Raw genomic sequence first — 12,087 nt, forward strand, 5'->3', positions numbered from 1 at the left:
GTGCAATGCGGCTCAAGGGAATTCGACGTAGCAGCAATGTTGAGCGGCGTGGCGGTGGCACGCGTAGGATGGGCGGCAAAAGCAGCCTTGGCGTGGCGGGTGTGCTGGCGGTGCTGGCAATCGGCTATTTCACGGGTATTGATGTATCTCCCCTGATACAGGGCAGCAGCGTTCAGCAGGAAACCAGCGGTACAGCCTCTGGTGATGATGCAGCCAGTGCATTCAGCGCGCAGGTGCTGACCACCACTGAAGAAGTCTGGACAACCGTATTCCGCGACCAACTGGGCCGCACCTATGAAGCACCAAAGCTGGTTATTTTTGATGGCGTCACTCAAAGCCCTTGTGGCGGTGCCAGCGGCGCGTCGGGACCGTTTTACTGCCCTGCTGACAGCAAAGCGTATCTAGACACCGACTTTTTCCGTGCACTAGGCCGGCAGATGGGCGCAGGCGGTGATTTTGCGGCAGCCTACGTCATCGCGCACGAAGTGGCGCACCACGTCCAGAATGAGTTGGGCATTCTGCCCAAGGTCAACGCTGCGCGACAGCGCGCGTCCGAGGCAGAGGCGAACGCGCTTACCGTACGGTTGGAGCTCATGGCGGATTGCCTGTCGGGTGTATGGGCCCGCAATGTTCAAGGCTTGATGGAACGCGGTGATCTGGAAGAGGCACTGAATGCCGCGCGCAAGATCGGTGATGACCATCTCCAACGGCAGGCGGGGCGCGTACCTCAGCCGCATACCTTTACGCACGGCACATCGGAACAGCGCGCGCTGGTTCGGGCTCGGCTTTGACACAGGTGCTGTGGGAGAATGCGATACGTTCGCCGCGAACCGATTGTAACGAGGCGGGCTTAAATGTCTTTGTGCGGGCGCTGTGATGAGGTGCTTTGTGGGAGGGCTTTGTCCTCGCGGGGGAATTCTGCGAATGCCCAGCCAGACTTTCACGCTTTTTGCGGGGCAAAAAGCGCTTAGGTGAGAGATTGATAACGACCCAAGCGGGACTCGTTGTGGCTGCTTCCTTCCGGATCTGACCAGGTTGGCGAGGCGCCTGCCCGCACCAACCTCTCAACAAGCGATATAGGCAATCTGTCGCGATCCTGCAAGTCTAGAGCGTGACAGAAAGGGCCACAAAGCCCTGCGGCGTTTGTTCTATGAACCGTGGTATCAGATGTGCGATTTCTTCGAGGGAGTTTAGCGCATCCGGATGTGTATGGAAAACAGCCTCGATGCCGCCGAGCGGCTCAAAGCGCCACGGTGGCGGCCCTGCGTAGGGCAGGGGGCCGGAGTTGCGCAAGATATTGATGATGGCATCCTGAAGAGACGCTTCGCTGCGCGCCACGATTCGTTCGGGGTCTCTGAGCGGATAGCCTCCGCCGCCCGCGACGCGAAACTGGTTTGTGGCTAATATGAATTCTTGCTCAGGGTGCACAGGCGCATTTTCGAAATTCATTTCCGTGATGCGGGCGTAGTGCGGTGCTGTCGGATCAATCTGGACGTGCAGGCCAAAAATCGTGTCGAACTGGAATGCGGGGATGTCCGGATTTACCAGCGTCTGCCCCGGTTGATTGGCCTGCAACGCGTTGAACAAAAGCGCTGAATGTTCCAACCAATCCTTCAGCTCTGCTCCGGTGATCCGGATCGCCACAGTTTGATTGGCAAACAGGTTCATCCCCGCGATGTGCCGCTTTAGGACGGTGCCTTTCGGGATGAACATAAAGTTGTCCGGACCGTCTCGCCCACCCGCGCTGTGTGCCGCCACTGCCGAAAGCACCGGTACCCCTTCATATAGCGTGCCCGCGAGCGCCCCGGATACAAGCCCAAGCTGCGCGCGAGCGAGAAGCAACTGCGTAGATGCGGGGGCAACAAGGGAGAAATAGCTGTGAAGGTTCTTATTAGTGCTCCCTACCGGCGCGCCCAATGCTGCCCTGACCTCGATGTGCTTTGTCGCCGCAAGGGTTTCGATGGCGGCAGAATGGGTCGGGCTATCAGTGCCACTATTTGACACCAGCACGCTCCGGTATCCGACCACGTGCCAGCCTTGCACCGCGTCATACCCCAAATCCAGATCGATCATGCCCAGATCAGAGCCTGCATGCCCCGGCATAACCGTAGGGACGTCACCAACCGTGCTCCGGCGCAGATCAACGCCTTCGCGACCGTCATAATCCAGTGATGGAAATCGGCGGTGCGTGTGGCCGAGGATCATCGCATCAATCTGACCTTCCGGCACAATCGCATGCGCAGCCCGCACCGCCGGGTGGGGGCTGTCGAGTTGGCCTACGCCCAGGTGTGCGAGCACGACGATCAGATCTGCGCCTGCTTGCCGGAGATCATTAGCCGCTGTTCGAATTGTTGCGCACGGCGGATTTAGCGTCGTCTGCGGGCTCAGGTGATGGCTGTGCCACGCGACGCTTTGTTCGGGGAGGACCGACAGCACGCCAATCGTCAAAGGGGCGGGGGCGTTTGGGCCAATGTCCACGGGCAGCAGCAGGCTTTGTTGCATCGGGTGGATGTCATTCCCTCGCAGGTTCGAGTTGAGCATAGGCATCTTCAACGCGCGAGCGACCGCCTTTAGATACGGCAGTCCATGGTCGAGATCGTGGTTGCCCAGCCCGACTGCATCGTAGTTCAGGTAATTAAGGGCGGAGACAATAGGATGGTCCGGTTGCACCGTCTCTTCGGCCAGATAGCTGGCCAGTGGGGTGCCCTGAAACGTATCGCCGTTGTCCAGCAGCACTACAGGTACGCCTTCTGCCTCGGCCTGTGCCCTTGCCTCGGCCATCAGTGTGGCAAGCCCAGCAAGCCCACCGCCTTGTGTTGGTCGATCCTTAATGTAGTCATAGGGCAGAATATGGCCGTGTAGGTCAGTTGTTGCCAAAATGCGAATTTGCGCGGCGGGCCGGCTTGAGGATCGCTCAGGCTGAATGAATGGGGCGGCCATTAAAAAGAATTACCACTTTGAGTTGTGAAGGTAAATCGGAATGTGCGTAGGCGTTGCATGATTTCATCGGATCGCTCAAACATCCTGAAATGTCCGGGTGGACTAAGAGGAATATCGAATGAAGAATGCAGAACACGTGACATTTGGCGGCTCCGGCCTTGACCGCGCCGGAGAGCTGCGCGGCAATCCGCAGGCGTTGAGCGAAGCTTTGGCTGATCCTTCAGCCCGTGCAGTTGTGTTCTGGCGCGGCAAGCCACTCATTTCGGCGGAGCGTCCTGCAGGATTGATCCGTCTGCCAATGGATCACGCGGCGCTGCGCGATTCAGATACGCCGCCGATCTTGCTTGGGCGCGAAGAGGGTGGGCCGACCTTTGCAGTCGACCTGTCGGCTTGGACGCCCTCCAGTCTGGATGAAAACAATCTTGGCGGTTTTATGGACCCGAGCGAGCAACGCCACCCTAGCTTACCGGATTGGATGGTTTTTGCCGAATTGCGCCGCGTGATGACATGGCTGACGCCGCGCGACGCGGAGCTTGCGGCGTCTGGTAAGGCGGTCTTCGGATGGCATGAAATCCACCAATTCTGCGCGTGCTGTGGCGCGAAGACAGAGCTTTCCCAGGGCGGCTGGCAGCGTAGTTGCCCGTCTTGTGGTGCTTCTCATTTCCCACGCACCGACCCTGTAGTGATTATGTTGATCACGCATGGCAATTCAGTGCTCGTTGGCCGCTCTCCGGGTTGGCCGAAGGGGATGTATTCGCTGCTTGCCGGTTTTGTCGAACCGGGGGAGACACTGGAAGCCGCCGTGCGGCGGGAGGTGTTTGAAGAGGCTGGCGTGCGCGTTGGTGAAGTGGGATATCTGGCAAGCCAGCCGTGGCCATTTCCTGCCTCGCTTATGTTTGGATGTTGGGGCCATGCCACCAGCAGCGAAATCACTATCGATCCAGTCGAGATTGAGGATGCCCGTTGGGTTGCCCGCGAAGAGATGATGGCTGTTTCACAGGGTCATCATCCGGAGATCATGCCTGCACGAAAAGGCGCGATTGCGCATTTTCTGATTGAGCGTTGGCTTGCGGACGCGCTGGATTAATTTGGCGTTAACGATTACGCTACGAAGTGGCTTGAACCCGTCCCGAGAGACTTTAGGATCACCATGGCATATAAAAACAATAAAACGAGGCAGTCATGAAATTCTCGACCAAAGAAGACATCGAGGCACCGATTGATGCTGTTTTTAAGATGTTGTGTGATTTCGAAATGTTCGAACGCGCTGCCATGCGCCGCGGCGCTGAGGTCCAGCGAACAGATATGAAGTCGGTGCCGGGTGTCGGAATGGGGTGGCAGACGGCCTTTAGCCTGCGTGGCAAGCGCCGTCAGGTTGAGATCGAAATGATTACCTTCGATAAACCCAATGAGATGGTTTTCGAGTGCCGCTCGCAGGGGTTGATCTCACTGATGACGGTTGAGCTGGTGGCGCTTTCCAGAAGCCGCACGCGAATCATGATGAGCTTTGACGTCAAGCCGTTGAACCTGTCTGCACGTCTGCTGGTGCAGTCGCTTAAGCTGGCAAAAACCTCTTTGAACAAGAAGTACAAACTGCGCGTCGCAGAGTTTGTGAAGTCTCTAGAAGAGCGGCACTTGAGCGCCTAGGTCGGGATGTCCCAGCGTCCGGGGTGTGCAGGGTAGACGCCGAGAATTTCCAGCATATTTGTAAAGTACGACAGCTCTTCTAGCGCACGCTGAACCGCAGGATCATCAGGATGGCCTTCGATATCGGCGTAGAATTGCGTCGCGGTGAACGATCCACCGACCATGTAGCTTTCAAGCTTGGTCATGTTGACGCCGTTCGTCGCAAAGCCGCCCATCGCCTTGTACAGAGCTGCGGGAATGTTGCGCACTTCGAACACGAAGGTGGTCATCATCTTGGTGCCACGGCGTGTAAGATCGATTTCAGGCGCCATCAGCAAGAAGCGAGTGGTGTTATGATCCAGATCCTCAATGCCATCGGCCAATACGTCCAGCCCATGAATTTTTGCAGCGACCGCACTGGCCAGAACGCCCTCATGGGCGGGCCCGCCTGCGGCCAACTCTTCTGCGGCGCCAGCGCTGTCGGCGGCGGCTTCTGAGGTGATTCCGCGCGCCTCAAGGTAACTGCGGGCCTGTGGCAATAGAACCAAATGCGCGCGAACATGTTTGACTTGTTCCAGCGTGATGCCTGGACGCGCCATCAAGGCGATCCGCACGCGCACAAAAGCTTCATCAATGATGTACATGCCGCTTTCGGGCAGAAGGCGGTGAATGTCAGCGACACGGCCATAGGTCGTGTTTTCGACCGGAAGCATCGCCAGATCTGCGCGGCCCTCACGCACGGCGCGCAAGACACCTTCAAAGGTCGTGCAAGGCACGGGAATTCCGTCAGGGCGCGCTTGCAAGCAGGCCTCATGGCTGTAGGCGCCCAGAGCGCCCTGAAACGCGATGCGTTGTGGCTGTTTCACGGTCATCACATCGGTCCTTTGTAAAAACATGGCGCGTTGGGCAATTGGTCGCGGTAACTACACCTTGCTTGCGGGGAGGGAAAGCAATAGATAGCCCGTCAAACGACTGAAAATTTTTTAAAACGATGGACTGACCCATGGATACAATGACCCTTACGAAAGTAGCTGCTGGTGTTTTGGGCGCATGGCTTGTGCTGTTGTTGGGCGGCTGGGCCGGCGATGAACTGTACCATTCCGAACTGCACGGCGAGCCGTCCTATGCGATCGCAATTGAAGGCGGAGAGGCCGCAGAGCCCGAGGCAGAAGTGCCTTTCGAAGAACTTCTTGCCACAGCCTCTGCTGATGATGGCGCCAAAGTGTTCCGCAAATGCACCGCGTGCCACAAGGCAGAGCAGGGCGCGAATGCAACCGGTCCTTACCTCTACGGTGTTGTGGGTCGTGCGATCGATGCTGTCGAGGGCTTTCAGTACTCAGGCGCACTTGAGGAATCAGGCGATGTCTGGACCCCTGAGAACCTCTATGCGTTTCTGGAAAAGCCAAGCGCATGGGCGCCAGGCACAACCATGGGTTTCGCAGGCTTGAGCAAGCCTGAAGACCGCGCAAATGTGATTGCCTATCTCGACAGCCTCGACGACTGAACCGAGGCTACATAAGCGCTACACTTTGAATGGGTCGCCTTCGGGCGGCCTTTTTGCTGTTTACCGACAGATTTCCGCCAGATCACAGAGTTGCAACTTGTATCTTGGCCTGCGTGGCCTTTAGCTTACATTTCTGAATGCACAGCCGTTTGATTTGCCCCAAGGAGCCTTTTCATGACGTCAGACACTCTCGCCCCCAAGCGTCCCCTCTCCATCGCGCAGTTTTGTTCTGCCCTCGCGGTGAGTGCGTGTGCGGTGATCTGGGGGGATGCGGTTCAGGCGGACGAACATGACAAGATGGTCAAGAGCCACGGCTATTCATTTTACGGTGATTTGAGCTATCCCTTCGATTTTCCACACTTCAATTACGTGAACCCCGAAGCGCCGAAAGGCGGAGAGATTTCGATCTCTACCCTCGGCACTTTCGATTCGATGAACCCCTATTCCCGCAAGGGCCGTGGCGGCGCGCTGAGTACAGTCATGTATGAAAGCCTGCTGGGTGACGGTGTAGGTGGGGAGGCTGCGCCAGCGGATGTATATTCGGAATACTACTGCCTGCTGTGTGAGAGCGTCGAATACCCCGAAAGCAAAGATTGGGTGATCTTCAGGATGCGCCCAGAGGCCCGCTTCTCCAACGGTGATCCGGTCACGGCGCATGACATCGCTTTCTCCCACAATCTGCTTTTGGATCAGGGTTTGAAATCTTACGCCGATGCGGTGCGCAAACGTATCCCCAAGGTCGAAGTGATCGACGACCTGACGGTGAAATTTTACTTTACAGAAGGTATCTCGCGCCGCTCGCTGATTGATCAGGTGGGTTTTGTGCCTGCGTGGTCTAAGAAGTGGTACGAGGAAACTGGCGCGCGACTGGATGAAAGCCGTCTTGAGATTTCGCACGGTTCCGGCGCCTATATGGTCGAAACTGTCGATGTGAACCGCCGCATCGTTTACAAGCGCAACCCTGACTATTGGGGTAAGGATTTGCCCTTCAACGTGGGCCGTAACAATTTTGACCGCATCCGCGTAGAGTATTTCGGCGATGAAAACTCAGCCTTCGAGGCCTTCAAATCCGGCGAATACACCTTTCGGAACGAAGGGAATTCCAAGCAGTGGGCGACAGCCTATGATTTCCCGAAGGTTGCTGATGGCTTTGTGGTGAAAGAAGAAATCACTGATGGCTCACCTCCGACACCGACGGGGATCGTGTTCAATCTTGGCCGCGACGTGTTGCAGGACAAGCGGGTTCGTGAGGCTGTGTCGCTGGCGTTCAACTTTGAATGGATCAACGAATCGCTCCAGTATGGGTTGTTCAAGCAGCGCGCATCCTTCACTCAGGACACCCCATTGATGGCATCGGGTCTGCCGGAAGGGCCGGAGCTGGAGTTTCTGAAAAGCCTTGGTGCTGTCATCCCGCCCGAGATGCTTACCGAAGAGGTGCGTCAGCCGCATACGTCTAGCTCAGACCGTCTTCTAGACAGGCGCAACGCACGTACCGCGATGAAGCTGTTGGACGAGGCCGGTTGGGCCGTGGGCGATGACGGTAAGCGGCGCGATGCCGCCGGTGAGCCGCTCAAGCTGACCTTCCTGCTGAACTCTTCCGGCTCTGCGACGTTGTCGGCTGTGATCGAGAACTTCATGTCAAATTTGTCAAACTTCGGGATCGACGCGGTTCTGGAGAAAGTCGACAGCTCACAATATACCGCGCGCGAACGGGACCGCGATTATGACATGGTCTACGATCAATATGCGGCCTTCCTTGGGACCGGAACAGGTCTCTCCCAGCGGTACGGATCAGAAGCAGCAGGCTATTCGCTGTTCAACCCCGCTGGTCTGGCAAGCCCGATGGTAGACGCCATCATCGAGGCATCCTTGATGGCCGAAACCCGCGAACAGGAAGAGGCGGCCATGACTGCCCTTGATCGTGCCTTGCGGCATGAGTTCATTATGATTCCGGCATGGTACAATGACGTCTACTGGACCGCATATTACGATCAGTATGGTCACCCAGAGGATCAGCCCGCCTATGCGCTGGGCTATCTGGATTTCTGGTGGTACGACGCCGACAAAGCAGAAAAACTGCGCGCGGCAGGCGCGCTGAGGTAAAATATGGGCGCCTATATTCTCAGACGGCTATTGCTGATTCCCGTCACCTTGTTCGGGATCATGCTGGTCAATTTTGCATTGGTGCAGTTCGTGCCGGGCGGACCGGTTGAGCAGGCTATTGCGCGAATTCAGGGTGGCGGCGATGTCTTTGGCGGCTTCGCCGGTTCAGGGTCTGATTCAGAGACTGTGGATTTGGGAGGCAGCGACAATTACGTGGGCTCACGAGGGCTGCCACCTGAGTTTATCGCTGAGTTGGAGAAAGAGTTCGGCTTCGACAAGCCGCCGGTAGAACGGTTTTTCCGTATGCTGGGCAACTATATGATGTTCGACTTCGGAGAGAGTTACTTTCGCTCGATCTCTGTGATTGATCTGATCAAGGAAAAACTGCCAGTGTCGATCACGCTGGGGCTGTGGTCTACGCTGATCGCCTATCTCATTTCGATTCCGTTGGGCATCAAGAAGGCAGTGCGCGACGGATCACGGTTTGACACATGGACCTCTGGTGCGATTATCGCCGCCTATGCGATTCCGGGCTTTTTGTTTGCGATCTTGTTGCTGGTGCTGTTCGTCCCGGCCAACTGTTTCCGCATCCCCGGTCTGTCCGATATGTGGCCCGGTGGGGCGACGTTTAACCCGACCTGTTACGAGCTTTTTCCGCTGCGCGGTCTGACCTCTGATAACTTTGATCAACTCAGCGCGTGGGGCAAGGTAAAGGACTATATCTGGCACATCACGCTGCCGGTGCTGGCCTCTACCATTTCCGCCTTTGCCACGTTGACGCTGCTGACTAAGAACAGCTTTCTTGATGAGATCAAAAAGCACTACGTCATGACCGCCCGCGCCAAAGGCTTGTCAGAGCGTAGGGTGCTTTATGGCCACGTATTCCGCAACGCGATGCTGATTGTGATTGCAGGATTTCCAGCGGTGTTCATTGGAGTCTTCTTCGGGTCTAGCCTGATTATCGAAACGATCTTCTCGCTCGATGGTTTGGGGCGCCTGGGTTTTGAGGCTGCCGTGGCGCGGGATTATCCCATCGTGTTCGGCACGCTGTTTATCTTTGGTCTGATCGGCCTTGTCGTAGGGATCATTTCGGATCTGATGTATGTGCTGGTTGATCCGCGCATTGATTTCGACAAGAGGGAAGGCTGATGGCTCTGTCTCCGCTCAACCAACGCCGCTGGCGCAACTTTACACGCAACCGCCGTGCCTATTGGTCCCTATGGATATTTTTGGTGGTGTTCACGCTGTCGCTCTTTGCGGAGTTTCTGGCGAATGACAAACCGATCGTGGTGAACTACCGCGGCGATTATTTTATGCCGATCTTCAACTTCTATCCCGAAACGGCCTTTGGCGGGGATTTCCAGACCGAAGCCGCCTACCGCGATCCAGAGGTGAAATGCCTGATTGCTAGTGGTGGGCTTGAGGATTGTTTTGATGATCCCGAAGGGATTGTCGCGCAGATTTCTGAAGGCACCTTCGGCGAAGGTGTCGAGGGCTTCCAAAAAGGATGGTCGATCTGGCCGCCTATTCCCTACAGTTTTGATACTGCCGTGGACCGTCCCGGTGCGGCACCGCTGCCACCCAATAGTGAGAACCTGCTGGGCACGGACGGGACCAAGCGTGATGTGTTGGCTCGCGTGATACACGGCTTCCGCCTGTCTATTGTGTTCACTTTGCTGGTAACAGGCCTTAGCACCGTGATTGGTGTCGCGGCTGGCGCGGTGCAGGGCTTCTTTGGGGGTTGGCTTGACCTGATCTTCCAACGCGTGATCGAAATTTGGACATCCACCCCGTCGCTGTATGTGATCATCATTATGTTCGCGATTCTGGGGCGCAGTTTTTGGCTGTTGGTGTTCTTGTTGGTGCTGTTCAGTTGGACGGCCCTTGTGGGCGTTGTCCGTGCCGAGTTTCTGCGCGCCCGCAATCTTGAGTATGTCCGCGCGGCGCGGGCGCTCGGTGTTGGCAACGTCACGATCATGTTCCGGCACATGCTGCCCAACGCGATGGTCGCCACGCTGACGATGCTGCCGTTCCTGATCACTGGCACTATCTCGTCCCTCGCGGTACTGGACTTCCTCGGATTTGGTCTGCCGTCCTCTGCGCCCTCGCTTGGCGAGCTGACATTGCAGGCCAAGCAGAACCTGCAAGCGCCCTGGCTGGCTTTCACGGCCTTTTTCACCTTTGCGATCATGTTGTCGCTGCTTGTATTTATCTTTGAAGGGATCCGCGATGCGTTTGATCCCAGAAAGACGTTCACCTGATGGCTCCGCTTCTGGATGTACAAAACCTGCGTGTCTCTTTCCGGCAGGATGGCACGCTCACTCCGGCGGTTAAGGGGATCTCCTTCCATCTTGAACGCGGCGAAACCGTGGCGCTGGTGGGGGAGAGCGGCTCGGGCAAGTCTGTCTCCGCGCTCAGCACCGTCTCCTTGCTGGGTGACACGGCCCATGTCGAAGGGTCGGTGACGTATGACGGGCAGCAGATGATCGGCGCAAATGACGCGCTATTGCGCAAGGTGCGTGGCAACGACATCAGCTTTATCTTCCAAGAGCCGATGACATCGCTCAACCCGCTACACACCATCGACAAGCAGTTGGCCGAAAGCCTGACCTTGCATCAAGGGCTGACCGGCGCCGCGTTGCATCAGCGTATTCTCGAATTGTTGGAGAAGGTGGGAATTCACGATGCCGAAAGCCGCCTTGGTTCCTATCCGCACCAGTTATCGGGCGGGCAGCGCCAGCGAGTGATGATTGCGATGGCGCTGGCGAACAAGCCTGACGTGCTGATCGCGGATGAGCCGACAACCGCGCTGGACGTGACCATTCAGGCGCAAATTCTGGACCTGCTCAAAGACCTTAAAGACAGTGAGGGCATGGGCCTGCTGTTCATCACGCATGATCTGGGTGTGGTGCGCCGCATCGCGGACCGTGTCTGCGTCATGCAACAGGGTGAGATCGTCGAGCAGGGGCCAACCAAAGACATTTTCGACAACCCGCAGCACCCCTATACGCAAAAGTTGCTAGGTGCGGAGCCTACGGGCCGTCCTGCGCCTGTTCCAGCCGATGCCGAAGTAATCGCGCAGACCGATCATCTGAAAATCTGGTTCCCGATCCAGCAGGGTCTCCTGCGCCGCACAGTGGGTTACGTCAAAGCGGTCAACGACGCGACCATCAGCGTGCGCGCTGGTGAGACAATCGGCATCGTGGGTGAAAGCGGCTCTGGCAAGACAACGCTAGCGCTAGCCATCATGCGTCTGATCGCGTCAGAGGGCGGGATCACCTTCATGGGGGACGATGTCCGTAAGTGGTCCACAAAGGCCCTGCGCCGCTTGCGCAAAGACATGCAGATCGTTTTTCAGGATCCGTTCGGCAGCCTCTCGCCCCGTATGACCTGTATGCAGATCATCGCAGAAGGCCTGAGCATCCACAAAGTGGACCCGGACCGCGACAAGCGTGAGCTCGTGCATGATGTGATGGTTGAGGTCGGGCTCGACCCTGCCACTATGGACCGCTACCCACATGAGTTCTCTGGCGGTCAGCGCCAACGGATTGCGATTGCGCGCGCGATGGTGCTGCGGCCACGCCTACTGGTGCTGGACGAGCCTACCTCGGCGCTGGATATGACCGTTCAAGTCCAGATCGTCGATCTGCTGCGCGCATTACAGGTCAAATACGGGCTGGCCTATCTGTTCATCAGCCATGATCTGAAAGTCGTGCGCGCGATGTCGCACCGCGTCATCGTGATGAAGCGGGGCGATGTAGTGGAATATGGCGATGCAGACGCGCTCTACGACAACCCAAAAACCGAATACACGCGGAGCTTGTTGCAAGCCGCAACCTAAAGCTTGGCCATCTCGGACATAAGCGCCGATGCGGCGCCGATCATGGAATAAGCGAATAGCTCCACACTGACTG

The 12,087-nt window shown here is 57.1% G+C and carries 9 protein-coding genes, 1 other RNA gene and 1 pseudogene; 8 read left to right on the forward strand and 3 right to left on the reverse strand.

The window, feature by feature from the left end; translation table 11 throughout:
* Positions 1 to 5: 5 nt before the first annotated feature.
* Positions 6 to 840: pseudogene (gene ypfJ / locus V7730_RS05490) on the forward strand (KPN_02809 family neutral zinc metallopeptidase).
* A gap of 129 nt (positions 841 to 969) precedes the next feature.
* On the opposite strand, the gene ffs reads toward ypfJ, so the two are convergent.
* Positions 970 to 1,067, reverse strand: an RNA gene (gene ffs / locus V7730_RS05495) — signal recognition particle sRNA small type.
* A 37-nt stretch (positions 1,068 to 1,104) separates the two neighbouring features.
* Complete coding sequence (locus tag V7730_RS05500; protein ID WP_335746591.1) at positions 1,105 to 2,877, reverse strand: 5'-nucleotidase C-terminal domain-containing protein; 1,773 nt, start codon at positions 2,875 to 2,877, stop codon at positions 1,105 to 1,107.
* Between the two features lie 181 nt (positions 2,878 to 3,058).
* On the opposite strand from V7730_RS05500, the gene nudC reads away from it, so the two are divergent.
* Both nudC and V7730_RS05510 read left to right on the forward strand, forming a co-directional pair.
* Positions 3,059 to 4,027, forward strand: a complete 969-nt coding sequence (gene nudC / locus V7730_RS05505) for an NAD(+) diphosphatase (RefSeq protein ID WP_335746592.1) — start codon at positions 3,059 to 3,061, stop codon at positions 4,025 to 4,027.
* A 95-nt stretch (positions 4,028 to 4,122) separates the two neighbouring features.
* Positions 4,123 to 4,587 (forward strand): SRPBCC family protein, encoded by a 465-nt coding sequence (locus V7730_RS05510; RefSeq protein ID WP_335746593.1) that lies wholly within the window; start codon positions 4,123 to 4,125, stop codon positions 4,585 to 4,587.
* Here the strand turns inward: V7730_RS05510 and V7730_RS05515 are convergent.
* Positions 4,584 to 5,438 carry a prephenate dehydratase gene (locus V7730_RS05515; protein ID WP_335746594.1) on the reverse strand — a complete coding sequence of 285 codons (855 nt, stop codon included), beginning with the start codon at positions 5,436 to 5,438 and terminating at the stop codon, positions 4,584 to 4,586. The genes V7730_RS05510 and V7730_RS05515 overlap by 4 nt on opposite strands.
* Before the next feature lie 131 nt (positions 5,439 to 5,569).
* On the opposite strand from V7730_RS05515, the gene V7730_RS05520 reads away from it, so the two are divergent.
* From V7730_RS05520 to V7730_RS05540, 5 genes are all read left to right on the forward strand, one after another.
* Complete coding sequence (locus V7730_RS05520; protein WP_335746595.1) at positions 5,570 to 6,070, forward strand: c-type cytochrome; 501 nt, start codon at positions 5,570 to 5,572, stop codon at positions 6,068 to 6,070.
* Positions 6,071 to 6,244: 174 nt separating this feature from the next.
* On the forward strand, positions 6,245 to 8,173 hold the full coding sequence (locus tag V7730_RS05525; protein ID WP_443070189.1) for an extracellular solute-binding protein: 1,929 nt from the start codon (positions 6,245 to 6,247) through the stop codon (positions 8,171 to 8,173).
* Between the two features lie 3 nt (positions 8,174 to 8,176).
* The gene (locus tag V7730_RS05530; protein ID WP_335746596.1) at positions 8,177 to 9,322 is read left to right on the forward strand and encodes a microcin C ABC transporter permease YejB; all 1,146 of its coding nucleotides are present in this window, start codon (positions 8,177 to 8,179) and stop codon (positions 9,320 to 9,322) included.
* Complete coding sequence (locus V7730_RS05535) at positions 9,322 to 10,434, forward strand: ABC transporter permease (RefSeq protein WP_335746597.1); 1,113 nt, start codon at positions 9,322 to 9,324, stop codon at positions 10,432 to 10,434. The genes V7730_RS05530 and V7730_RS05535 overlap by 1 nt, the downstream gene beginning before the upstream one ends.
* Complete coding sequence (locus V7730_RS05540) at positions 10,434 to 12,014, forward strand: ABC transporter ATP-binding protein (RefSeq protein ID WP_335746598.1); 1,581 nt, start codon at positions 10,434 to 10,436, stop codon at positions 12,012 to 12,014. Before V7730_RS05535 ends, V7730_RS05540 begins: the two co-directional genes overlap by 1 nt.
* Positions 12,015 to 12,087 lie beyond the last annotated feature (73 nt).

Source organism: Sulfitobacter sp. (genome assembly GCF_036961165.1).
Classification (GTDB): domain Bacteria; phylum Pseudomonadota; class Alphaproteobacteria; order Rhodobacterales; family Rhodobacteraceae; genus Sulfitobacter.